Source organism: Streptomyces sp. NPDC001068 (assembly GCF_042897315.1).
Lineage (GTDB): Bacteria > Actinomycetota > Actinomycetes > Streptomycetales > Streptomycetaceae > Streptomyces.
On sequence record NZ_JBIAYD010000011.1, the window covers coordinates 400,922 to 424,626 of the forward strand.

Sequence of the window (23,705 nt, forward strand, 5' to 3'; positions counted from 1 at the left end):
CCCGCCACCCGGGAAACCTGGACGGGCCGCCGAGACCGGCGCCCGGACCGACAAACCGCGCGCACACGTGGATCGAGGGCTCCGTTACGGGGAATACGGAACACGCACTTTCAATTCCTGCTCCCCAGGGAGTCCCCCACATGCTGCACGGAATAGACGTGAGCGCGTACCAGTCCTCCGCCTACGACACCGACGGCCTCTCCTTCGTCTTCATCAAGGCGACGGAGGGGCGTTCGTACGTCAACCCCAGGCTCGCCGCCCAGACCAAGACAGGCCGCGACGCCGGACTGGTCGTCGGCTACTACCACTTCCTCTGGCCCGGCAACCTCACCGCCCAGGCCGAGTACTTCGTCTCGCACGCCCCGGAGAAGGCCGGTGAGATCCTCGCCGTCGACTGGGAGACCACCGGCGACGGCACCCGGGCGAGCAACGCCGAGAAGGACCGGTTCATCCGCACCGTGCAGCAACTGCGGCCCAGCCACCGGGTCGTGCTGTACACCAACCGCGACTTCTGGCTGAACGTCGACACCACCTCGTTCGCCGGTGACGGCCTCTGGATCGCGGACTACGTCAGCGCCGGCCACCCGCGCATCCAGGCCAACTGGCGTTTCCACCAGTACACCAGCGACCCGCACGACAAGAACGTGGCGGACTTCGCCTCCAAGGCCGCGCTCAAGTCCTGGGCGGTGAAGGACGCCTGAGCCCCGCCCGCCGGGTCCCGGGCGGGCGGGGCGGAAGGGCCGCTATCCCCGGAAGCCCTGCGGACGTTCCCGGGACGCCTCCGCGAGGGCCTTGCGTACGGCCTCGGCACCGTCCCGCAGGCCGTAGACCGGGGTGCCCGGCTGCTGGCGCCAGGAGTCGTCGATGCCGCCGTTGTCGACCGTGTCGAAGCCGAGTTCGTCGATCAGGTCCCGGACGACCCTCTTGGCCGCCTCGTCGTCGCCCGAGACCGGGAGGGCCTGCCGGCCGGGGTCGCCGGCGGGACGGTGGCGGTCCAGGATGTCCTGGGCGTACGTGCCGTTGAAGGCCTTGATCACAGGGTGCCCGATCCGCCGCTCGGTCCAGCGGCTCTCCGTGACGCCCTCGTCCTCGATCTCGTCGATGCGGCCGTCCCGCTCACGCGGGTAGTAGTTGCCCGTGTCGATCACGGCGACGTTCGCCGCCGCGCCGTCCAGCAGCCCGGCCGGCAGGTCCGGGACGGCCTTCAGCGGGACCGTGACGACCACGACCTCGGCGCCGCGTGCGGCCTCCTCGGCCCGTACGGCCGTCGCTCCCGTCTCCTCGGCGAGTCCGCCCAGTGTCTCGGGGCCGCGCGAGTTCGCCACGGAGACGTCGTGGCCGAGGGCGGTGAGCCGCCGGGTGAGGTTGCCGCCGATGTTGCCCGCGCCGATGATGCCGATCTTCATGACAGGCCTTTCGAGATTCGATGCACACGCATGCATGCACTGGCATGCGGCGACAACCCCGGCCTCGCGTGACCTATTCCACGGGTCGCCCGACCGGGGGAACGGATCCGGGCACCCCGCCGGACCGTGCGCGTCGGCTCCGGGGCATGAGAAAGGGGCCCGGAATCCGGGCCCCGCGTTCCTCGCCCCTGGTGCCTACTTGCTCAGGTGGGCCCAGAACTCGTCGAACGACAGCACCTTGTCGCCGTTCAGGTCGCGGCTGTTGATGATCGCCTGCGCGACCGTCTCGGTGACGTTCCAGTCGCCGCCCTGCGCGAGGGCGGTCTTGAACTCGACGGCGGTGATGAACCCGTCACCGTCCGCATCGATCCGCTGGAAGTGAGTGCGCGCTTCTTCGATGTCCGCCACCGATCCGCCCCTTTTGTTTCGTATTGCCTGCGCCGTGTCGGCGTACTGTCGCAGGTCAGATTAACGGGCCGGGAGAGCCCGCAGGGCCGCGGCCGTCCAGGCGAACTCCTCCGCGTGCACGGCGAGGGGCCGTCCCTTCAGCACACAGAGCAGTTCGCGGTAGCGGGCGAGCCGGTCGTCGAAGGCGGTGTCCAGCCGTTCCAGCACGGCGGCCGGGTCCGCGTCGCCCAGTACCTCGCGCAGTACCTCGGCGGCCTCCGGCGCCTCGGGCGCGACGCCCCGCCGCCGCGCCTCGCCCACCCGGTCGACGAGCCTCTTCATGAACCACAGGGACGCTCCGGCGGGCACCTCGGGGCCCCGGTCGGCCGCGTTGAACTCGGTCGCCCGGCGCATCCGGGCCCGGAAGCCGGGATCCTGGACCATCTCGGCCAGTTCCACCCACGCGTCGACCTGCTCGGGGGTCGGATCCTCGGGCAGCTCCGCCACGGTGGCGAGCATCCGCTTGCGGATCTCCGGGTCGACGGTGTCCAGTCCGTGCAGCGTCTCCTCGACGAACTCCTCCAGGATCCGCCGCCGTTCCGCCGCCGACAGCCGTGCCAGCTTGTTCATCAGGGTCGTCTCCTCCGCGCTCGAACCACGTCGCGCGACCGTCGACAGGACCGCCCGGGTCACCTTGAGCGAGCTGATCTGCGCGTCCAGTGCCGCCACGTGCGCCGCCGCGACCTCGGCCACCGTCCGCTCGCCGGAGAGCACCGCCCGCACGTGCGCGAGGCCCAGGCCCAGTTCGCGCAGGGTGCGGATCAGCTCAAGGCGGGCGAAGGACCCGGCGTCGTACAGCCGGTAGCCGCCGGCGGAACGGCCCACCGGGGTGAGGACGTCCTCGTCGGACCAGTAGCGGATGGTGCGCACGGTCAGCCCGGTGGCGCGCGCCAGTTCGCCGATGGTGAGAAGTCCGGTGCTGTTCTCGATCACGTCTGCGAGTGTGGGCCTTCCAGTGGGTGGAGACTCAAGGAGCGGGTACGGCCATGGAGACCTTGCGAGACATTCTCGACGCCGCGGCCCGTGGTGTCTTCCCCCCGCCCGACGGCCGTACGACCGTCGTCCCGCAGCCCTCGGCGCGGGACGCGGGAGTGATCTCCTTCACCGCGCACTCGGTCGTCTTCACCGACGAGGACCCGGACTGGGTGTACGACACCCTGCGCGCGATCCCCTGCGATCCGCTGTGCGCGTCGGTGAACGCCCGGTTCCTGGTCGCCCTGATGGACCGCACCGGCCGGGAGCAGGAGACCGTCGACGCGCTGCTGGTCGCCGGTCCGCTCCCGGGCCGACCGGACCTGCCGCTGACCGAGCTCGCCGGCCCCGGCCACTCCCGGGTCGCCTACGCCCGCGCCCGCCGTACCGGGGTACGGGCCTGGGCGGCCCCCGGCGGGGTGGTCGTGCTGGGCCGGGGGGTCGCGGGGCGCCTGGAGGTCTCGGTGGAGGTGGACGAGGGGGCCCGGCGGACGGGGCTGGGCCGGGCCCTGGTGACCGCCGCCCGGCAGCTGGCCGGTGAACCGGTGTGGGCGCAGGTCGCCCCGGGGAACGCCCGCAGCGTACGGGCGTTCCAGGCGGCCGGTTACCTGCCGGTGGGCGCCGAGGCGCTCCTGCTCGCGCCCTGAGCGCCGGGATCAGCGGAAGATGCCGGTGTGGCCGAGGGAGTAGCGGCCGGGCTGCGGATAGACGGCGAGGCCGTGCGGGCCGCTGCCGACGCCGATGCGGGCGAGTTCGGTTCCGGTGGCGGTGTCGATGGCGTACACCTCGGAGTTGTAGCGGCCGGACAGCCACAGGATCTTGCCGTCCGCCGACACCCCGCCCATGTCCGGGCTGCCGCCGCCCGGCAGCCGCCACTTCGCGGTCAGCCGGTTCTGGGTGAAGTCGAAGACGGAGATGGTGCCCTCGCCGCGGTTGGACACGTACATCTGCCGGGAGTCCCGGCTGACGTACAGGCCGTGCGCGCCCTTGCCGGTGGCCAGGAACGCGGGCTTGGTGAAGTGGTCGCCGTCCAGGATCCACAGCCCGTCGGCCATCATGTCGGCGATGTAGAACAGCTTGCCGTCGGGTGAGACCTTGACGTCCTGCGGCATGGCGCCGTGGAAGGGGAGTTTCTCCTGCCGGAGCACCCGCATCTGTGCGGTGTCCACCTTGAGCAGTTCGCCGCTGAACTCGCAGGAGACGATGAAGTACCGCCCGTCCATGGAGAAGTCGGCGTGGTTGACGCCGTAGCAGCTGACCGGGACGGTCTTGACGGTCTTCATGGTGTGCGCGTCCCGGAACACCAGCTGCCGGTCCGCGGAGGCCATCACGATCGCGTACTTGCCGTCGGGCGTGAAGTACAGGTTGTACGGGTCGTGCACGGCCACCGGCTGTCCGGCCCGGCCGGTCCGCGGGTCGATGGGGGTGAGGCTGTTGCCGAGGTCGTTGTTGACCCACAGGGTCTTCAGGTCCCAGGACGGGACGACGTGCTGGGGCTGGCGGCCGACCTTGATGGTCTCGGTCACCCGGTAGGTCTTCGGGTCGATGACGGAGACCGTGTCGGAGTTGGTGTTGGGGACGTAGATCCGGGTCGGGAAGTCCTTGACGACGGGTGAGAGCCTGCCGGGGCGGTCGGCGGAGTACACGTCGTGCGGATCGAGCACCGGGGGCATGCCCGGCAGTACGTCGACGGCCGGGTCGGCCTTCCTCACCTGCGGCTGCGCGGCGACGGTACTGGGGGCGGCCGGTGTCCCGGAGTCGGGTCCGCCGCCGCAGGCGGACAGCAGCGCCAGGACGGCGAGGGCGGTGAGGGCGGCGGGCAGCCGGGCGGCTTTCGTGGTTGGCATCAGCTCAGCAGCTCCGTGGTGGTGACCGCGCGCAGTCCGCGGCGGTCGAGTTCTTCGAGTACGGCGGGAAGGGCGTCGGCCGTGTCCGGATATCCGAAGTGCATGCTGACCACCGACCCGCCCGTGACCTCCGCGAGCACCTTGCGGGTGACCGCGGCCGCGCCCGGCCGGGTGTAGTCGAGCGAGTCGACGTCGTAGGAGAGCACGTGCGGGTAGCCGGCCTCGGCGGCGAGCCGGGCGACGAGCTCCGACGCGGTGGGCGCCCTGGAGGGGCGGAACCAGCTGCCGATCGAGCCGGTGAGCCGTCTGAGGCGGTCCGCGCAGTCGGTGATCTCCGCGCGGGCGCCGGACTCGGACATGGCGTTGACGGAGACGTGCCGCTGGGTGTGGTTGCCGAGGTCGTGGCCGCTGTCGAGGATGCGGCGGGCCATGGCGGGGTGCGCGTCCAGCCAGCTCCCGACGGCCAGCACCGTGAGGCGGGCGCCGCGCTTCTCGGCGGTGGTGAGGATCCGGGTGGCGAGGGTGGGGTCGCCCTGGCCGTGGAAGGTGAGCGCGACGGCGGCGGCGCCGCGGGGACCGTGGGTGATCTGGAGCGGCTGCCCGGGGAAGGCCCGGGGAGCGGGCGCGGTGGACGCCGCCGGGGTGGGGGTGGGGGTCGAGGTGGCGGAGACGAGGTTGGCGGCCGGGTGCGGGGGTGGCGCGCCCGTACCGGTGGCGCCGCAACCGGTGGCGAGTGTGCCTCCGGCGATGAGGCCGGCGCCTGCGCGGAGGACGCCGCGTCGGTTGGAGGTGGTCACCCGCCCCATTTAAGGGTGATTGGGTAAGAAAATGGGTGATTGACCTGACAGGGGGCTCGTCAGGCGAGCCTCTCAGCGGTCGGCCACCCGCATCTCGAACCAGGTCGTCTTTCCTCGCGGCAGCAAATCGACGCCCCAGCGGTCCGACAGCTTGTCCACCAGGAACAGCCCCCGTCCGCTGATGTCCATGTCCTGAACCGGCATCAGGCACGGCAGCCCACGCGAGGGATCCCGCACCTCCACCCGGATCCATCCCGGCCGGCGGCGCATCCGCAGCCCGAACACGCGGGCACCGGTGTGGCGTACGGCGTTGCCCACGAGTTCGGAGACGAGTAAGACCGCGTCCTCCGTCATCCTGGGGCTGAGCCGCCACTGGCGCAGGACCACGACCTGGGCGAGCCGGCGGGCGGTCGCCGCGGACTCGGGGCGGGACGGCAACGGAATCTCTGCTTCCGTCGGGTTGCCGAACAGCTCGATCGCCTTGAGTGCCCGCTCGTCCTCGACCGTGGGCGACCATCGCGCCGCGGCCGCACGGCTGTGTCCCCGCGGCTGTTCGATGCCCTCCAGCCCCGCCATGCCCCCATCATGGCCGCCCGGTCCCCCTTCCGGGGCCGTTCCGGAGGAATACGCCCCCGCGAAGCTCCCGTCCGATACCGGTCGAACGGCATATACCAACGGCATTTCAGGGGCTCGGACAACCTGCCCGAGCTGCGGCGACGACTCATCTCCGGGCAATCGACAGACTCCCTCGACAAGACAGGCTTAAGGGTGGCTTAAGGCTCCCATAAACCGTCCCGCCGAGGGACCCCTGAATGAGACATCACGTCAATTGCAAGTGGTTCGGGATCCCCAGGCGCGGGATCCTCACAACCGGCGCGAGATCAACGGAACTTGGCCTTGCCCGGCCCCTCCTCCACGAAGCTGCGCATCCCGCGCTCACGGTCCTCGGTCGCGAACAGCCCTGCGAACCAGTTCCGTTCGACCGCGAGGCCGGTCTCCAGGTCGGTCTCCACGCCGGTGTCGACCGCCTCCTTGGCCGCCCGCAGGGCGATCGCGGGCCCCTGCGCGAGCCGGGCCGCCCAGGCGTGCGCCTCCGTGTAGACGTCGGCGGCGGGAACGACCCGGTCGACCAAGCCGATGGCGAGGGCCTCGTCGGCCTTGACCATGCGGCCCGTGAAGATCAGGTCCTTGGCCTTGGACGGCCCCACCAGACGGGGCAGCCGCTGGGTGCCGCCCGCCCCCGGGATCAGCCCGAGCAGGATCTCGGGCTGACCGAGCTTGGCGTTGTCGGCGGCGATCCGGTAGTCGGCGCAGAGCGCGAGTTCACAACCGCCGCCGAGCGCGTACCCGGTGACGGCGGCGACGACCGGCTTGGGGATCCGGGCGACGGCGGTGAAGGAGTCCTGGAGGTCACGCGAGCGCACGATCATGGCCGCGTGGTCCATGTCCTGCATTTCCTTGATGTCGGCCCCGGCCGCGAAGACCTTCTCGCCGCCGTAGATCACGACGGCGCGCACGTCCTCGCGGCGGGTGGCCTCCTGAGCCAGTTCCTTGAGCCGGTCCTGGGTGGCGACGTCCAGGGCGTTCATCGGGGGCCGGTCGAGACGGATGGTCCCGACGCCTTCGGCGACTTCGAGGGTCACAGTCATGACCCGCAGGTTAGCGGGCGTTCACGCGTACCTGCGGGCCGGAAGGGGCGGTCGACTCAGGCAGTCCATGCCTTCCACGACATGTTCCAGCCGTTGAGGCCGTTGTCGGGCGACACCGTCTGGTCGTTGGAGTGCTTCACGGTCACCACGTCACCGATGATCGAGTGGTCGAAGAACCAGGCGGCCGGCACCCCCCGGTCACCCCCGCCCCGGATGTCGCGCAGCCCCACGCACCCGTGGCTGGCGTTGTAGTTGCCGAAGGCGTCCCCGCCCCAGTAGTTGCCGTGGATGAAGGTGCCCGACGTGGTCAGCCGCATCGCGTCCGGCACGTCCTTGATGTCGTACTCGCCGCCGTAGCCGACGGTCTCGCCGTTCATCCGGGTCACCCGCAGCTTCTCGCTGATGACCATCTGGCCGTTCCACGTGTCGTACCCGGGCTTGCCGGTCGTGACGGCGAGGGTCTTCACGACCTTGCCGTCCTGCATCACCTTCATGGTGTGCTTCTTGGCGTCGACGATCGACACCTGGTTGCGGCCGATCGTGAACTTCACGGTCTTGGCCTGCTTGCCGTAGACCCCGTCGCGGCCCTCGACACCGTCGAGGTTCAGGGTGACGGAGACCTTCGTGCCGGACTTCCAGTAGTTCTCCGGACGGAAGTCCAGGCGGTCGTTGCCGAACCAGTGGCCCTCGACGTCCACCGCGGGCTCGGTCTTGACGGTGATCGCCTTCTCCACCGCGGCCGGGTCGGTGATGCCCCGGGTGAACCGTACGGAGAACGGCATTCCGACGCCCACCGTGGAACCGTCCTCGGGCGTGAAGTACCCGGTGAAGGTGTTCTTCGGCGTGAGCGTGGTGAACGTGGAGTCCTCGGCGGACTCACGCCCCTCGGTGTCCTTCGCGACCGCGTGCACCGTGTACTTCGTGGAGCTGGCGAGGTGCCCGGCCGGGCTCCAGCTGGCGCCGTCCGCGGCTATCGTGCCGTCGACCTCGCCGCCCTTGGAGTCCTTGACCTCCACGTCGGTCAGCTTGCCCTTGGCCGCGCTGACCTTGAGCGTCCCGCTGGTGTCGACGTCGGTCGCCCCCGACCTGGGGCTGATGCTGACGGTGGCGACGGACTGCTTGCTCGCCTGCGTCGTGGCGTCCTTCTCCTTGCCGGCCCCGCTCCCCTTGTCCGAGGAGCCGCCCCCGCACGCGGTCACCGCCATGAGCACAACTCCGGCCACGACGGCCAGACCCCTGCCCCGGGCCCGGACCGCCGCCCCCGATATCGGCCGTACGTTCAAAGTCGTTCTCCCCTCCCAGGGCCAGGTCAGGCCCACCCCAGCGCGTACCGCCCGCGCATTTGCGCATAGTAACCGGACGGTTTTGAGCTTGGTGTTGGGCGAATGTCACCGTTGCGTCGCAACTTCCGCGACGGCGCACGACGGCCCCCGCCCGACCCCGGAAGACCCCGCCCGGTCACCTCACCGCGCCGCCCGCCTTCCACTCCTTCCACCCCATGTTCCAGCCTCCGAGGCCGTTGTCGGGAGTGACCGTCTTGTCGTTGCTGTTCACCACTTCGACCACGTCACCGATCAGGGTTCGGTCGTAGAACCAGCCCGCCGGCGTGTCCGAGCTGCCGCCCTTCACGTCTCGCAGACCCACGCAGCCGTGGCTGACGTTGACGCGTCCGGGGGCGTCCGGTGCCCAGTAGTTGCCGTGCAGGAAGGTGCCGGAGTCGGTGAGTTTGAGGGCGTGCGGGACGTCGGGGATGTCGTACTCGCCGCCGAAGCCGACCGTGCGGCTGTTCATGCGGGTCACCTCGTGCATCTCCATCACCACCATCTTGCCGTTGTAGGTGGTGTGGGCCGGCGCGCCCGCGGTGATCGGGACGGTGGCGAGCAGGTCGCCGTCGCGGCGCACCTCCATCGTGTGCCGGGCCGCGTCGACGAGGGAGACCTGGCTGCGGCCGACCGTGAAGGTGAACGTCTTGTACTGCAGGCCGTAGACCCCGCGGGCGGCTTCGACGTCGCGGAGCCTGAGGTCGACGGTGACGACCGTGCCGGGCTGCCAGTAGTGCTCGGGGCGGAAGTCGAGCCGGTTCTTGCCGAACCAGTGCGGCCGGATCTCCACCGCCGGGTTGGCGCTGACCCGCACGGCGCGCTCCACCTCGGCCCGGTTCTCGATGTCGCGGCTGAAGGCGAGGGAGACGATCATCCCGGTGCCGACGGTGGCGCGGTTCTCGGGCGTGACGTATCCGATGAAGCGTTCGTCGGGGACCAGCGTGGTGAAGGTGGTGTGGCGGGCCGAGCGGCGGCCGTCGCCGTCCAGGGCGACCGCGTCGACCGTGTACTTGGCGGCGAGCGCGAGTTTCGGGTCGTCGGGCTGCCAGACCCTGCCGTCCGCGGCGATGTGCCCGGGGACCGGGAAGTCCTGGGCGTCCTGCGCCCTGACGACGCTGACGGACTCCAGGCGGCCGCCGGGTACCCGCACCGCCAGCCGTTCGCCGGGCCGTACCGCCTTGGTGCCGTCGTCCGGGGAGATGCGGATGACGTCCTCGGGGGCCGGAGGTGCGCCCCCGAGGACGTGGTCGATGCCGAGCCCCCCGGTGTCGTCCGAGGAGCAGCCGGCGGCTCCGGCCAGCAGCGCCGCCCATGTCAGTACCGCGGCCAACGCGGCCCCCGCGCGCCGTGCGCGCCCTTGTGCATGACTCACGTGGCTCTAACGACCGGGCCCGCCCCGGGAAACGTGAGTGCGACCCCGGCACTGGGCAGAACAGAGGGAAGGACGACGAGCTGGGGAGCCGCCACGCCCGTGCCAGAGCCGTCGCGGGCGTGCCCGAAGCGAGCAGCCGACCGTGCCCGGGACCGTGAGTCCGGGCACGGACGGCTGCCCGGACACGGGTGGGGTGCGCCCCGGGGGTCGGCGAGCCGCGGAACGAAAAAGGGGCCGACAGGTGACGAGCGCAGCCGAGCAGCAGGGGGCACGGGCGCGGGCCCCGAGGGCACAGGCCCCCGTGGTGAACGGGACGGCACTCCCCGTCCCGGCCGCCTGGCCGGGGTCGTCCACTCCGTTGGGCGCCCGGTTCCGGGTCGGCCCGGACGGGGTGGCCGGCACCAACTTCGCCCTGTGGGCGGCCGGGGCCGAGGCGGTCCGGCTCTGCCTCTTCGACGAGCAGGGCCGGGAGACCAGGATCCCGCTGACCGAACTGACGCACGAGATCTGGCACGGTTTCGTCCCGGGCGTACTGCCGGGGCAGCGCTACGGCTACCGGGTCGACGGCCGCTGGGACCCGTGGACCGGCGCCCGCTGGAACCCCGCGAAACTGCTCCTCGACCCGTACGCGCGGGCGGTGGACGGGGAGTTCGCCCTGCCGCCCGAGGTGTACGGGCACGTACGGGACTGGCCCGACCAGCGGGTCGCCGACACCGTCCGGGACGACCGGGACTCGGCACCGCACGTCCCGAAGGGCGTGGTCGTGCACGACGACGACGACTGGTCCGACGACCACCGCCCGAAGACGCCGTGGGCGGACTCCGTCATCTACGAGCTGCACGTGCGCGGCTTCACCAGACTGCACCCGGGCATACCCGAGCACCTGCGCGGCACCTACGCGGGACTGGCCCACCCGGCCGCCGTCGAGCACCTGACGCGCCTCGGCGTGACGGCCGTGGAACTGCTGCCCGTGCACCAGTTCGCGCACGAGGACCACCTGCTGAAACGGGGCCTGCGGAACTACTGGGGCTACAACTCCGTCGGCTACTTCGCCCCGCACGCCGGCTACGCCGCCTCCGGTACGACGGGACAGCAGGTCGGCGAGTTCAAGCGGATGGTCCGCGCGCTGCACGCGGCCGGCATCGAGGTCATCCTCGACGTGGTCTACAACCACACCGCCGAGGCCGGGGAGCTGGGACCGACGCTGTCCCTGAAGGGCATCGACAACCGGGGCTACTACCGGCTCCAGGCCGACGCCCGGCACTTCGCCGACTACACCGGCTGCGGCAACACCCTGCACGTGGTGCGGCCGCACGTGCTGCGCCTGATCACCGACTCGCTCCGCTACTGGGTGACCGAGATGGGCGTGGACGGCTTCCGCTTCGACCTCGCGGCGGCGCTGGCCCGCTCGATGCACGACGTCGACATGCTCTCCCCCTTTCTCGCGGTGATCGCCCAGGATCCGGTGCTGCGCCGGGTGAAGCTGATCGCCGAGCCGTGGGACGTCGGCTCCGGCGGCTACCAGGTCGGCGCCTTCCCGCCGCTGTGGACCGAGTGGAACGACCACTACCGGGACGCCGTCCGGGACTTCTGGCGCGGCGCCCTCCCGGACGTCCGCGACCTCGGCTACCGCCTCTCCGGCTCCAGCGACCTCTACGCCTGGGGCGGCCGACGCCCCTACGCCTCCGTCAACTTCATCACCGCGCACGACGGTTACACCCTGCGCGACCTGGTGTCGTACCAGTCGAAGCACAACGAGGCCAACGGCGAGGACAACCGCGACGGCGCCGGCGACAACCGGTCCTGGAACTGCGGGGTCGAGGGCGAGACCGCCGACGAGGGCGTACGGACCCTGCGCAGGCGGCAGTTGCGGAACCTGCTGACCACCCTGCTGCTGTCGACCGGCGTTCCGATGCTGGTCGCCGGCGACGAGCTGGGCCGCACCCAGCGGGGCAACAACAACGCCTACTGCCAGGACAACGAGATCAGCTGGCTGGACTGGTCGCTGCTGGAGGATCCGGACTGGCGGCCGCTGTTCGACCTGACCGCCCGGCTGATCCGGCTGCGCCACCGCCACCCGGTGCTGCGCCGCCGGGCCTTCTTCTCGGGCCGCGCCCACTCCGCGGACGGGCTGCGCGACCTGGCCTGGTTCACGGCTCGGGGCGAGGAGATGACCGAGGGCGACTGGTACGCGCCCGCCGCCACCCTCGGTATGTACCTCTCCGGGCGGGACATCCCCGGCCGGGACGAGCGCGGGGCACCGGTCCTGGACGACAGCTTCCTGATCGTCCTGCACGCAGGCGACCGCCCGGCGCGGTTCCTGCTGCCGGGGCCGCCGTGGGCGGAACGCTACGAGGTGCTGGTGGACACCGGCCGGGAGGACCAGACGCAGGCACCCGGGGTGGTCCACGAGGCCGGGACGGCGGTCACCGTCCCGGCCCGTGCGGTGCTGCTGCTGAAGGTCACCGGCTGAGGTGCCCGGCGGGAGTCAGCCGAGGATCCCGCGCCGGTAGGCCGTCGCGACGGCCGCCGCGCGGTCGTTGACGCCCAGCTTGACGTACAGGTGGGTGAGATGGGTCTTCACCGTGGCCTCGCTGATGAAGAGCTCGCGGGCCGCCTCGCGGTTGGAGGCGCCCCCGGCGACCAGCGCCAGGACCTCGCGTTCGCGGGCGGACAGCGGCTCGTTGCCGGGGGCGCCCGGGGTGCGGACGGCGGTGACCAGGCGGGAGGCGACGGCCGGGGAGAGCACGGTACGGCCCTGGGCGGCGGCGCGGACGGCGGTGAACAGCTCCTCGCGCGGGGCGTCCTTGAGGAGGTAGCCGGTGGCGCCCGCCTCGATCGCCGGGAGGGTGTCGGAGTCGGTGTCGTAGGTGGTCAGGACCAGGACCTTGGCCCGGACGCCCTGCCGGGCCAGTTCCCGGATCGCGTCCACTCCGCCGCCGCCCGGCATGCGCAGGTCCATGAGGACGACGTCGGGATCCAGGGTGCGGGCGAGCGCGACGGCCGCGACGCCGTCGGGGGCCTCGCCGAGGACCGTGAACCCGGGCGCGGAGGCGAACATGCCGCGCAGGCCGTCACGGACGACGGGATGGTCGTCGACGATCAGCAGGGAGATCGGTAGGTCAGCTGTCATGGCGGACCAACGGTACGCGTGCCGACAGGGCCGTGCCGAGCCCCGGTTCGGACTCCACGGTCAGCGCACCGGCGATGCGTTCGGCGCGGGCCCGCATCCCGTCCAGGCCGAAGCCGCCGGCGCTGCTGCGGGCGGGCAGGGCGAGCGGGTCGAAACCGGCGCCGTCGTCGCGGATGTCGAGGATGACCTCGTCGCCCAGGTAGGAGAGCGTGACGCCGACGCGGGAGGCGCGCGCGTGCCGGGCCGCGTTGGACAGTGCTTCCTGGACGATGCGCAGGAGCGTGGCCGCGACCTCCGCGTGCAGTTGCTCGGCGGTGCCCGTGAGCGTGAACTCGGCCCGAATCTCGGTCCGTTCGCCCCATTCGACGACCGTCTTGCGCAGTGCCTCGGGCAGCGCGTCGTGCTCGAGGGCCACCGGGGCCAGGTTGTGCACGGAGCGGCGGGCCTCGCCCAGGCTGTGCCGGGCCAGCGCCAGGGCCCGGCCCACGTGCTCCTCGGCCGCCTCCGGGTCGGGGGTGTTGGTGACGACCTGGAGCTGCGCGATGATCCCGGCCAGGCCCTGGGCGATGGTGTCGTGGATCTCGGCGGCGAGCCGGCGCCGTTCGTCGGCGATGCCGGCCTCCCGTGCCTGGAGCAGGAGTTGGGCGTGCAGGGCCGCGTTCTCGTCCAGGGCCTGACGCAGCGCGGCGATGGTCTCGGTGCGCTCGCGGGACCGCTGCTTCTCCTGCTCGTTGAGGTGGGCGACGGCCATCTGGAGAACGGAGTTGACGGCCAGCAGCACGGCGAACAGGCTCCACTGGAGCACGCTTCGCAGCGGCATCCCGCCCGACTGCGCGCCGGCCACGGTGACCGCGCTCGCCAGCAGCCCGAGCCGCCGCCACCGGCGCGGCAGCAGTTCGTCCGCGTCCATGTAGCCGGAGGCGGCGTAGAACGCGAAGAACGGATTGAGCCAGGCGAGCGCGAAGGCCAGGGCCCAGCGCACCGCGTAGTACAGGCATCCGGCCGGGGAGGGCGTACGGCCGCGGTCGGGACGGCGGAACCGGGTGCCGTGCCACCACAGTTGGAGTACGAGCGCGACGCCGACCAGGGACCAGGCGGTCGACCACAGCGCGCGGGAGGTGTCGGGGTCGGCGGTGGCGACCCCGAGGACGATGCTGATCCCGAGGAACCCGAACGGACTCCAGGTGTGCAACTGCTCCCAGCGCCGGTCGATCCGGCTGTCCTCGGCGGTCATGTCCCCAGTCTGCACGGCGGGCCGCCGCCTATTCCCAGCGGAACCAGCGGGCGGCACCGGCCGTCAGCAGGATCGCCCAGGCCGCCAGCACACCGAGGTGGTCCCAGCCGGGCCAGTGACCCGCGGCTGCCTGGTCAAGGGCGCGGGCCGCCGCACCGAACGGGGTCAGCTGGACCACCCTGGACAGCGCGTGCGGCATCTCCCGCACCGGGATCCACACGCCCGCGCAGAACATCATCGGGAAGAACACCGCCGAGCCGATCGCGCCCGCGATCTTCGTGGTGCGGGACAGCGCGGAGACCAGGGAACCGAGGGCGAGCGCGGCCACGGTCGTCAGCAGCAGCGCCAGCAGGTACCCGCCGGGCTGCCCCGGCAGCCGCACGTCGAAGGCGAGCCGGCCGACGGCCAGCGCGAGCAGCGCGGAGCCGAGCGCGACGGTGCCCGTCACCACCATCTGCGCGGACAGCAGCGCGGACGGCCGGACGGGGGTGAGCCGCATCCGGCGCAGGACGCCCCGCTCCCGGTGGCCGGTCAGCGCCTGGGGCAGCGACTGCACGCCGGACATGATCAGGGCGATCAGCACGGCGACGGGGACGTAGGCGTCGACGGGACGCAGCCCGCCCAGGGACTCGTCGGCATCCCGGAACGAGGGGATCGAGCCGAGGATCGCCAGAAGCAGGGTAGGGAACAGGAAGATCCAGAAGACGGCGCCGGGTTCGCGGCGGAACAGCCGGAACTCGGTGCGCAGGACGGCGGTGTTCATACCGCTTCCTCCTTGGTCAGGTCCAGGAACGCGTCGTCGAGGGTGGCGTCCACGACCCGGAGCTGGTGGGCGGTGACGCGGTGCCGGGCGAGCAGGGTGACGACCGCGTTCACGGTCTCGTCGGTGCCGGCGAGGGTGACCCGGCCGTCCTTGTGCTCGACCGAGGCCAGGCCCGGGAGCGCGGCCAGGTCCTCGTCGTCCAGCGGGGCGGAGGGGGTGAAGCTGATGACGGTGGCGCCGGCGGAGCGGCGGATCAGCCCGGCCGGGGTGTCGAGCGCCGCCACCCGGCCCTTGTCGATCACCGCGATCCGGTCGCAGAGCCGCTGCGCCTCCTCCATGAAGTGGGTGACGAGGAGGACGGTGACCCCACGGTCGCGGACGTCCTCGATCAGCTTCCAGGTGTCCCGGCGGGCCCGCGGGTCGAGCCCTGTGGTCAGCTCGTCCAGCACCACGACGCGCGGGTTCCCGATCAACGCCAGTGCGATGAACAGGCGCTGGCGCTGCCCGCCGGAGAGCCTGCCGAACCGGGTGCCGAGCCTGTCGGTGAGCGCGAGCCGCTCGGCGAGCGGCCCCCAGTCGAGCGGGGCCGGGTAGAAGGAGGCGTACAGATCGAGGGCCTCGCGGACGGTGAGTTTGGGCTGCAGCTCGCTCTGCTGGAGCTGGGCGCCGAGGACACGGGAGACCTTCTGGTGGTCGGCGACGGGGTCGAGTCCGGTGACCCGGACGCGGCCGCCGTCGGGCACCCGCAGTCCCTCGACGCACTCCACGGTGGTGGTCTTGCCGGCGCCGTTCGGCCCGAGGATCCCGAAGATCTCCCCTTCCTGGACGGCGAGGCTCACCCCGTCCACGACGGCCCGGCCGCCGTACGACTTCCTCAGGTCTGTCACTTCGATGACGGATGGCATGGACCGAGGGTCCCGTCCGGGCCGGTTCCGGCACATCGGCCGCCTCGCCGGAATCGGCATCGACCGATCGGCCGATGCCGGCGGAGCCGTTGGGACGACCCACCGAACACCCTGGTCGTAGGACCAGCGGCGGATTCCGGTCCGGCCAAAACTCGGTAGGCGTTGTCAGTGCCGTTCCGTAGGCTCGCTCCTGATGCCTCCGACACGTGCAACCACCAAGGACCGGTCCGCCGGCCGTACCCTGCTACGCCTGTGGCCGTACGTACGGCCGGTGCGCACCCGCCTGTCCGTCGCCGCGTTCGTGGCCGTGATCGCCTCCTGCACGGGGCTGGTCATCCCGCTCGTCCTCAAGTGGATGGTGGACGGCCCGGTGGCCGACCGGGACCCCGGCGGGGTCTGGCTCGGCGCGCTGTACCTGCTGTTGCTCGGCATCGCCGAGGCGCTGCTCTTCGGGCTGCGGCGGTGGCTGGTGGCCAGGCCCCTCTCGCACGTCGAGGCGTCGATGCGGGCGGACCTCTACGGCCATCTGCAGCGTCTGCCGGTCGCCTTCCACGACCGCTGGGCCTCCGGCCAACTGCTCTCCCGGGCCACCACGGACCTGATGCTGCTCCGCATGTTCCTCGCCTTTCCGCTGACCTTCCTGCTGGTCAACGGGGTGACCATCGCCGTCGGCGTGCTCATCATGCTGCTCCAGGACTGGACACTCGGCCTGGTCATCCTCCTCCCCACGATCCCGGTGATGTGGACCTGCGCGGTCTTCGAGAAGCGGTACGCGGCGGTGGCGCGGCTCGCCCAGGACCAGGTGGGCGACCTGACCACGGTGGTCGAGGAGAGCGTGCTCGGCATCCGCATCATCAAGGGGTTCGGCCGGCACCGCAGCCAGGCGCGCGCCTTCCGCGACCTGGTGTGGAAGCTGCGGGGCACGGAGCTGCGCAAGGCGCGGATGCTGGCGGCGATCTGGGGCGTCATCGTGACCCTCCCGGAACTGGCCATCGGAGCGGCCCTCCTGTGGGGTTCGGTCCAGGTCGCGCAGGGCGAGCTGAGCGCGGGGACGCTGGTCGCGTTCCTGTCGACGGCGCTGGCGCTGCGCTGGCCGGTGGAGTCGATCGGCTTCCTGCTGGCGATGAGCCAGGAGGCGGCGACCGCGACGGAACGGTACTTCGAGGTACGGGACGCGGCGCGGGAGGACGCGGACCAGGGGGGCGCGGGCAACTGCGCGACCGGCCACGAACCACCCGCGGCCGACGACGACGGCATCCGCTTCCACTCCGTGTCCTTCCGCTACCCCGACGCCGCCCCCGACTCGACCCCCACCCTCGGCCACATCGACCTGCACATCCGCCCCGGCGAGTCCATGGCCCTCGTCGGAGCCACCGGCAGCGGGAAGACCACCCTCACCGCACTCGTCCCCCGCCTGCACGAGATCACGTCAGGACGGATCACCCTCGACGGCCGGGACATCACCGCCATACCCCGCGAGGAACTCCGCTCCCTGGTCGCCGTGGCCTTCGAGGAACCCACCCTCTTCTCCGCCTCGGTCGGCGAGAACGTGCTGATGGGCGCCGGTGACGGAGCGGGCGCACCGGAGCTGGAGCGGGCCCTGGCCGTCGCCCAGGCGGACTTCGCGCACGCCCTCCCGCAGGGCACCGGGACGCAGGTCGGCGAGCAGGGCCTCAGCCTCTCCGGCGGCCAGCGCCAGCGCCTCGCGCTCGCCCGGGCGGTCGTCGGCCGGCCCCGCTTCCTCGTCCTCGACGACCCGCTCTCCGCCCTGGACGTGCACACCGAGGCCGCCGTGGAGGCCGCCCTGCGCGAGGTGCTCGCCGACACCACGGCCCTGATCGTCGCCCACCGCCCCTCCACCGTCCTGCTCGCCGACCGCGTCGCCCTGCTCTCCGACGGCCGGGTCACCGCCGTCGGCACCCACCAGGAACTGCTCCGCGGCAATGCCGAGTACGCCCGTCTGATGTCCGGGGAGGACCACCGCCGATGACCGCCGCCACCTCGCTGCCCGCCCCCGACGAGGACGACGAGCGCTCCGGCCCCGAACCGGCCGGCACCGCCGGCACCGCGGCCGCCACCGGCTCCGGCGATCCCTTCGACCGGGACGTCCTGCCCGTCCCGCCCGGCGCCACCGCCGCCCTGCTGCGCTCGCTGCTGACGCCGATGAAGGCGCGGGTCGCCGTGACCACGCTGCTGCTGCTGTTCCAGCAGGCGGCCGCGCAGGCGGGCCCACTGCTGGTGGCCTACGCCATCGACCGCGCCGTCCCCGCGTTCCGGGACCACGACAACGGCCCGCTGCTCGCGGTGGGGGTCGGCTACGGCCTGAGCGCCCTGCTCTCCGGCGGCCTCCAGTACGCCTTCATCGAGGCGTCCGCCCGGGTCAACCAGGACGTCCTCCTCGACCTGCGCGGCCGCATCTTCCGCCACGCCCAGGCCCTGAGCATCGACTTCCACGAGCGCTACACCTCGGGCCGGCTGATCTCCCGCTCCACCACGGACGTCGAGTCGCTGCGCGAGCTGCTCAGCGAGGGCCTCCAGGAGCTGGTCACGGTCATCCTCTCCTTCCTGTACATCTCGGCGATGCTGCTCTGGCTGGACCTGGGCCTGGGCGCGGTGGCCGTGGCCTCGTTCGTGCCGCTGTACCTGCTGGTCAGGCTCTACCAGCGGCGCGCGGTACGGGTGTACAAGGCGCGTTCCACCGCGATCGCGGCGGTGATCGTGAAGTTCGTGGAGACGATGAACGGCATCCGCCCGGTGCGCGCGTTCCGCCGGGAGGCCGCCAACGACGCCGAGTTCGCCGTGCTCAACCGCCGCCACGAACGCACCAACGGCGACGCGCTCCTCGAGATGGCGCGGTACGTCGTCGGCTCCCGGCTGGTCGCCAACACCTCGGTCGCGGTGATCGTGCTGTGGGGCGCCTACCGGGTGGCGTCCGGCTCGCTCGAACTCGGTGTCCTGGCGGCGGCCGTCCTATACCTGCGGCGGCTGTACGACCCGATCGACCGCCTCGGCATGTTCCTCAACTCCTACCAGTCGGCCGCCGCCTCGCTGGAGAAGATCGCGGGCCTGCTGGCCCAGACACCGTCCGTGCCGGAACCCTCGGCCCCCAGGGAACTGCCCGCCCGGAAGGGCGAACTGCCCGGTCGTGAGGTCGTCTTCGACGACGTCCGCTTCGCCTACCGCACCGGCGGCGAGGTCCTGCCTCGCTTCGCCCTCACCCTCCCGGCGGGCCAGACCGTCGCGGTGGTCGGCTCCACCGGCGCCGGCAAGTCGACCCTCGCCAAGCTGCTCGCCCGCTTCTACGACCCGACCGAGGGACGGGTCCTCCTGGACGGTGTGGACCTGCGCGAACTGACCGTGCCGGAGCTGCGGCGCGGGGTCGTGATGGTCACCCAGGAGTCGTTCCTGTTCTCCGGCACGGTCGCCGAGAACATCGCCATCGGCCGCCCGGACGCCGGCCGCGAGGAGATCGAGCAGGCGGCCAAGGCGATCGGCGCCCACGAGTTCATCGCCGCACTGCCCGACGGCTACGACACGGACGTCCGCAAGCGCGGCGGGCGCATCTCGGCCGGCCAGCGCCAACTGGTCGCCTTCGCACGCGCCCTGCTCGCCGACCCGGCGGTGCTGATCCTCGACGAAGCGACCAGTTCCCTGGACATCCCCGGCGAACGGGCCGTGCAGCGGGCCATGTCGACGGTGCTGAGGGGCCGTACGGCGGTGGTGATCGCGCACCGGCTGTCCACCGTGGAGATCGCCGACCGGGTACTGGTCATGGAGCACGGCCGGATCGTCGAGGACGGCCGCCCGGCCGAACTCATCGCCGGCACGGGCCGGTTCGCCGACCTGCACCGGGCGTGGCGGGACAGTCTGGCCTGACGGCGGGAACGGGGGTCGCAGGGTGATCGACGCGTACGAGGATCCGGGGACGCCCGACGCACGCGGGGGCTGGTCCTACCTGTGGTGGCTGGTGCACCGACAGCCGGGCCGCTCGCTGGCCGGGGCGCTGCTGGGCAGTACCTGGCTGACGCTGATGGCCGGCACGCCGTACCTGATGGCCCGGGCCGTGGACGACGGCCTGGTACCGGGGCGCATGGGGGTGCTGGCCGGATGGACGGCGGCGATCTTCGTCCTCGGGGCGGTCAACGCGTGGATCAGCATCATGCGCCACCGCACGATGACCCGGGTGCGCATGGACGCGTACTTCCGCACGATCAAGGTGGTCGTCGGGCACGCGGTGCGGCTCGGTGCGGCCCTGCCCCGGCGGGCGTCGGCCGGTGAGGTCGTCACGATCGGCGTCGGTGACGTGCACACCATCGCCCAGGCGCTGACCGTCGTCGGCCCCGGGGTGGGCGCGGTCGTGGTGTACGCGGTGGTGGCCGCCCTGCTGATGCCGGTCTCTCCCCTGCTGACCGGCGTGGTCCTGCTCGGGGTGCCGCTGGTGGCGCTGCTCGCGGGCCCGTTGACCCGGCGGCTGCAGGGACGGGAGACCGAGTACCGGGAGCGCCAGGGCGTCCTCACGGCCCGCATCGGCGACCTGGCGGGCGGCCTCCGGGTGCTCAACGGGCTCGGCGGCAAAGGCCTGTTCGCGGACGCCTTCCGCGGGGACTCGCAGCACCTGCGCGCCCAGGGCTACCGGGTGGGCGCGGTCGCCAGCTGGGTCCAGGCCCTGGGCGTCGGCCTGCCCACGGTGTACCTGGCGGTGGTGACCTGGCTCGCGGCCCGGATGGCGGCCCGCGGCGAGATCACGGTGGGCCAGCTGGTGTCGGTGTACGGCTACGTCGCGGTCCTGGTGGGCCCGGTGGCGTTCTTCCTGGACATGGGCTACCAGCTGAGCCGGGGTGTGGTGGCCGCCCGCCGGGTGGTCCGCCTGCTGCACCTGGAACCCGAACCGGACGAGGGCACGGAGCGGGCTCCGGCCGGACCGGCGGTCCTGCACGACCCGGAGTCGGGGGTACGGGTGCGGCCGGGCCGGCTGACCGCGCTGGTGGGCGCGAGTCCGACGGAGACGGCGGCGGTGGTGGACCGCCTGGGCCGCTACACCGGGTCGGACGTCACCTGGGGAGCCACCCGCCTGGACGCCGTACCGCTGCGGGAGGTCCGTACCCGCATCCTGGTGGCCGACAACGACTCACACTTCTTCGCCGACACCCTCCGCAACTCCCTCCGAACCACAGCCACCCCAGCCCCACATCCCCCGCCCGACCACAACGCGCCCCAAAGGGGCGCGGGGAACTGCGCGACCAGCCCCCACGCACCCGCGGCGGCCGAAGCACACGAACCCGCCCCCGCGGCCGCCGAAGGACACGAACCCGCGGCCGCCGGAGTACCCGAGCCCGCACACGAGCCCGAACCTGCCGACACGCGAACCGCTCACGCCCTGCACGCGGCCGCCGCCACCGACATCCTCCACGCCCTCCCGAACGGCCTCGACTCGGAGCTCTCCGCCCAGGCCCGCAACCTCTCCGGCGGCCAGCGCCAACGCGTCCGCCTCGCAAGGGCGTTGCTGGCCGATCCAGAGGTCCTGCTCGCCGTGGAGCCCACCTCCGCCCTCGACGCCCACACGGAGTCCCTCGTGGCCGAGCGCCTGCGCACCGCCCGTGCCGGCCGCACCACCCTCCTGACCACCACCTCCCCGCTGATGCTGGCCCGCGCCGACGAGGTGGTCTACCTGGTCGACGGCAAGGTCGCGGCGACCGGCACCCACGAGGACCTGCTCGGCTACGAACCCGGCTACCGCGCCCTGGTGGCCAGGGACGCGGAGGACGAAGAGGAGGTCGTACGGTGACGGCGGACCAGCTTCCCGTCGCCGGACGGGCCGCCGTCCGCCGGGCCCTGTTCCGCCTGGTGCGGGCCGACCGCGGTGCCTTCTGCGCCGCCCTGCTGCTGAACGCGCTCGCCGCCGGGGCCGGCCTGGCCGGCCCGTGGCTGGTCGGCCGGATCGTGGACGCGGTCCGGGCCGGCCGCGGGGTCGGCGCCGTGGACCGCCTCGCCCTGTGGATCCTGCTCTGCGCGCTCGTACAGCTGCTGCTCGCCCGCTCCGCCCGCTACGTGGGCCACCGCTTCGGGGAGCGAACCCTGGCCCGGGTGCGCGAGCAGTTCGTGGACCGGGCGCTGGCGCTGCCGGCGTCGGCCGTGGAGCGGGCCGGCACCGGTGACCTGACCGCGCGCGGCACCTCGGACGTCAGCACCGTCGGCACCACGCTGCGGGACGCCGGACCCGAGCTGCTGGTCTGCTCGGTGCAGGCGCTGTTCGTGCTGGCCGCGGTCTTCGCCCTGGACCCGGTGCTCGGCGCGTTCGGGGTGCTCGGACTGACCCCGATCTGGTTCGCGCTGCGCTGGTATCTGCGCCGGGCCCGGGACGGCTATCTCGCGGAGGGCGAGACGACCTCCGGGGTCGCCGAGATCGTCACGGCGACGGTGGAGGGCGCGCGCACGGTGGAGGCGTTCCGGCTCCAGGAGACGCGGATCAGGGCCGGCCGGGACGCGCTGGAGGCCAACCGCGGGGCCCGCTTGCACACGCTGTACCTCCGCAGCGTGTTCTTCCCGGCGGTCGAGGTGTCGTACTCCGTACCGGTGGCCGGGGTGCTGCTGGTCGGCGGGGTGCTGCACGCCGGGGTCGGTGTGGTGGTGTCGGCGGCGCTGTATCTGAAGCAGTTCACCGAGCCGCTGGACCAGATTCTGATGCGGGTGGAGCAACTGCAGGCCAGCGGTGCGTCGTTCGCCCGGGTGGAAGGGCTTGCGCAGGCCACCCGGACGACGGCGGCGGGCGGGGCGCCGGCCCCGGCGGACGACCGGATCGACGTGCGCGGGGCCCGGTTCGCCTACGAGCGCGGCGGCGAGGTGCTGCGCGGGGTGGATCTCACGGTGCGGCCCGGGGAGCGGCTGGCGGTGGTCGGACCGTCCGGCGCCGGGAAGACGACGCTGAGCCGGCTGCTGGCGGGCGTGGACGCGCCCGGCTCCGGCACGGTGACCGTGGGCGGGGTGCCCATCGCCGGGCTGTCACCGGAGCTGCTGCGCCGTCAGGTCGTCCTGGTCACCCAGGAGCACCATGTCTTCCTCGGCACGGTCCGGGACAATCTGCTGATCGCCGAACCGGCCGCGAGCGACGCCGACCTGTGGTCGGCGCTGACGGCGGTGGGCGCCGACGGCTGGATCCGCGGCCTGCCCGGCGGTCTGGACACCGTGCTCGGCGCGGGCGGCCGGGACACCGACGGCTCCCAGGCGCAGCAGCTCGCGCTCGCCCGCGTGGTGCTCGCGGACCCGCACACGCTGATCCTGGACGAGGCGACGGCGTTGCTGGATCCGGCGACCGCCCGGCACGCCGAGCGTGCCCTGGCCGCCGTGCTGGCGGGCCGTACGGTCATCGCCATCGCGCACCGGCTGCACACGGCGCACGACGCCGACCGGGTGGCCGTGATGGAGGACGGCCTGCTCACCGAACTCGGCACCCACGAGGAGCTGGTGGCGGCGGGCGGCGCGTACGCGGCGCTCTGGGCGACCTGGCACGGCGGTACATCGCCCTGAGACCGGGCCCGCCCGTCCCGCCGTCCCGCCGTCGATCAACGCGTCGATCCGTCGGCGTGCCTGGTGCCTGACCGAACGATCCGTGCACCGAACGATCCGCATACCGAACATGAACATCCGGTCAACGAACCGTTTCCGGCCAAATTTATGACGCGGTCCTGACAGATCGCGTTTTCTGGTGCCACTCTTCCCACGGCCGACTCACAGCAACCCCACAGGATCACCCAGTCGCTGCCGAGTCCGGCCCCGCACGCGTACGTGGTTCCGCGTTCCACCTGTTCCGAGTTCTGCCCGGACGGCCCACCCGCCCTCCGGATCTCCCCTGGCCGTGTGA

The 23,705-nt window shown here is 72.2% G+C and carries 20 protein-coding genes; 7 read left to right on the forward strand and 13 right to left on the reverse strand.

Annotation, left to right across the window (positions count from 1 at the left end):
- Window positions 1-140: 140 nt before the first annotated feature.
- On the forward strand, window positions 141-701 hold the full coding sequence (locus tag ACFY3I_RS30850) for a glycoside hydrolase family 25 protein (protein WP_390864372.1): 561 nt from the start codon (window positions 141-143) through the stop codon (window positions 699-701).
- A gap of 42 nt (window positions 702-743) precedes the next feature.
- Here ACFY3I_RS30850 and ACFY3I_RS30855 read toward each other — a convergent pair whose 3' ends face one another.
- From ACFY3I_RS30855 to ACFY3I_RS30865, 3 genes are all read right to left on the reverse strand, one after another.
- Window positions 744-1,406: an NADPH-dependent F420 reductase gene (locus ACFY3I_RS30855; RefSeq protein ID WP_390864373.1), complete on the reverse strand. Its 663-nt coding sequence runs from the start codon at window positions 1,404-1,406 to the stop codon at window positions 744-746.
- Window positions 1,407-1,601: 195 nt separating this feature from the next.
- Window positions 1,602-1,814 carry an EF-hand domain-containing protein gene (locus ACFY3I_RS30860; protein ID WP_362722651.1) on the reverse strand — a complete coding sequence of 71 codons (213 nt, stop codon included), beginning with the start codon at window positions 1,812-1,814 and terminating at the stop codon, window positions 1,602-1,604.
- Between the two features lie 60 nt (window positions 1,815-1,874).
- On the reverse strand, window positions 1,875-2,786 hold the full coding sequence (locus tag ACFY3I_RS30865; protein WP_390864374.1) for a MerR family transcriptional regulator: 912 nt from the start codon (window positions 2,784-2,786) through the stop codon (window positions 1,875-1,877).
- A gap of 53 nt (window positions 2,787-2,839) precedes the next feature.
- Here ACFY3I_RS30865 and ACFY3I_RS30870 point away from each other — a divergent pair, with 53 nt between their 5' ends.
- Window positions 2,840-3,472, forward strand: a complete 633-nt coding sequence (locus ACFY3I_RS30870; protein ID WP_390864375.1) for a GNAT family N-acetyltransferase — start codon at window positions 2,840-2,842, stop codon at window positions 3,470-3,472.
- Between the two features lie 9 nt (window positions 3,473-3,481).
- Here ACFY3I_RS30870 and ACFY3I_RS30875 read toward each other — a convergent pair whose 3' ends face one another.
- The 6 genes from ACFY3I_RS30875 to ACFY3I_RS30900 form a co-directional block, all read right to left on the reverse strand.
- The gene (locus ACFY3I_RS30875) at window positions 3,482-4,672 is read right to left on the reverse strand and encodes a YncE family protein (protein ID WP_390864376.1); all 1,191 of its coding nucleotides are present in this window, start codon (window positions 4,670-4,672) and stop codon (window positions 3,482-3,484) included.
- Complete coding sequence (locus ACFY3I_RS30880; protein ID WP_390864377.1) at window positions 4,672-5,478, reverse strand: polysaccharide deacetylase family protein; 807 nt, start codon at window positions 5,476-5,478, stop codon at window positions 4,672-4,674. The genes ACFY3I_RS30875 and ACFY3I_RS30880 overlap by 1 nt, the downstream gene beginning before the upstream one ends.
- 63 nt (window positions 5,479-5,541) lie before the next feature.
- A complete protein-coding gene (locus ACFY3I_RS30885; RefSeq protein WP_365293787.1) occupies window positions 5,542-6,045 on the reverse strand; it encodes an ATP-binding protein in 504 nt (167 codons plus the stop codon).
- Between the two features lie 305 nt (window positions 6,046-6,350).
- Entirely contained in the window at window positions 6,351-7,118 is a 768-nt protein-coding gene (locus ACFY3I_RS30890; RefSeq protein ID WP_365293785.1) for an enoyl-CoA hydratase-related protein, read from the reverse strand.
- Window positions 7,119-7,174: 56 nt separating this feature from the next.
- Window positions 7,175-8,401 (reverse strand): Ig-like domain-containing protein, encoded by a 1,227-nt coding sequence (locus ACFY3I_RS30895; protein ID WP_390864378.1) that lies wholly within the window; start codon window positions 8,399-8,401, stop codon window positions 7,175-7,177.
- Between the two features lie 175 nt (window positions 8,402-8,576).
- Window positions 8,577-9,812 carry an Ig-like domain-containing protein gene (locus tag ACFY3I_RS30900; protein WP_390864379.1) on the reverse strand — a complete coding sequence of 412 codons (1,236 nt, stop codon included), beginning with the start codon at window positions 9,810-9,812 and terminating at the stop codon, window positions 8,577-8,579.
- A gap of 241 nt (window positions 9,813-10,053) precedes the next feature.
- Between ACFY3I_RS30900 and glgX the strand changes: the two genes are divergently transcribed.
- Complete coding sequence (gene glgX, locus ACFY3I_RS30905) at window positions 10,054-12,285, forward strand: glycogen debranching protein GlgX (protein WP_390864380.1); 2,232 nt, start codon at window positions 10,054-10,056, stop codon at window positions 12,283-12,285.
- Between the two features lie 15 nt (window positions 12,286-12,300).
- Here glgX and ACFY3I_RS30910 read toward each other — a convergent pair whose 3' ends face one another.
- From ACFY3I_RS30910 to ACFY3I_RS30925, 4 genes are read right to left on the reverse strand one after another with little or no spacing between them, the layout of a single operon-like run.
- Window positions 12,301-12,945 (reverse strand): response regulator, encoded by a 645-nt coding sequence (locus tag ACFY3I_RS30910; RefSeq protein WP_390864381.1) that lies wholly within the window; start codon window positions 12,943-12,945, stop codon window positions 12,301-12,303.
- Window positions 12,935-14,179 carry a sensor histidine kinase gene (locus ACFY3I_RS30915; RefSeq protein ID WP_390864382.1) on the reverse strand — a complete coding sequence of 415 codons (1,245 nt, stop codon included), beginning with the start codon at window positions 14,177-14,179 and terminating at the stop codon, window positions 12,935-12,937. The genes ACFY3I_RS30910 and ACFY3I_RS30915 overlap by 11 nt, the downstream gene beginning before the upstream one ends.
- Window positions 14,180-14,207: 28 nt before the next feature.
- Complete coding sequence (locus ACFY3I_RS30920; protein ID WP_390864383.1) at window positions 14,208-14,942, reverse strand: ABC transporter permease; 735 nt, start codon at window positions 14,940-14,942, stop codon at window positions 14,208-14,210.
- Window positions 14,939-15,847, reverse strand: a complete 909-nt coding sequence (locus ACFY3I_RS30925; protein ID WP_390864384.1) for an ATP-binding cassette domain-containing protein — start codon at window positions 15,845-15,847, stop codon at window positions 14,939-14,941. Before ACFY3I_RS30925 ends, ACFY3I_RS30920 begins: the two co-directional genes overlap by 4 nt.
- Window positions 15,848-16,040: 193 nt before the next feature.
- Between ACFY3I_RS30925 and ACFY3I_RS30930 the strand changes: the two genes are divergently transcribed.
- From ACFY3I_RS30930 to ACFY3I_RS30945, 4 genes are read left to right on the forward strand one after another with little or no spacing between them, the layout of a single operon-like run.
- Window positions 16,041-17,837 carry an ABC transporter ATP-binding protein gene (locus ACFY3I_RS30930; RefSeq protein WP_390864386.1) on the forward strand — a complete coding sequence of 599 codons (1,797 nt, stop codon included), beginning with the start codon at window positions 16,041-16,043 and terminating at the stop codon, window positions 17,835-17,837.
- The gene (locus tag ACFY3I_RS30935) at window positions 17,834-19,723 is read left to right on the forward strand and encodes an ABC transporter ATP-binding protein (RefSeq protein WP_390864387.1); all 1,890 of its coding nucleotides are present in this window, start codon (window positions 17,834-17,836) and stop codon (window positions 19,721-19,723) included. The genes ACFY3I_RS30930 and ACFY3I_RS30935 overlap by 4 nt, the downstream gene beginning before the upstream one ends.
- 22 nt (window positions 19,724-19,745) lie before the next feature.
- Window positions 19,746-21,632, forward strand: coding sequence for an ABC transporter transmembrane domain-containing protein (locus tag ACFY3I_RS30940; protein WP_390864388.1), 1,887 nt, complete (start codon window positions 19,746-19,748; stop codon window positions 21,630-21,632).
- Window positions 21,629-23,371: an ABC transporter ATP-binding protein gene (locus tag ACFY3I_RS30945; RefSeq protein WP_390864389.1), complete on the forward strand. Its 1,743-nt coding sequence runs from the start codon at window positions 21,629-21,631 to the stop codon at window positions 23,369-23,371. The genes ACFY3I_RS30940 and ACFY3I_RS30945 overlap by 4 nt, the downstream gene beginning before the upstream one ends.
- The last annotated feature ends 334 nt before the right edge of the window (window positions 23,372-23,705 follow it).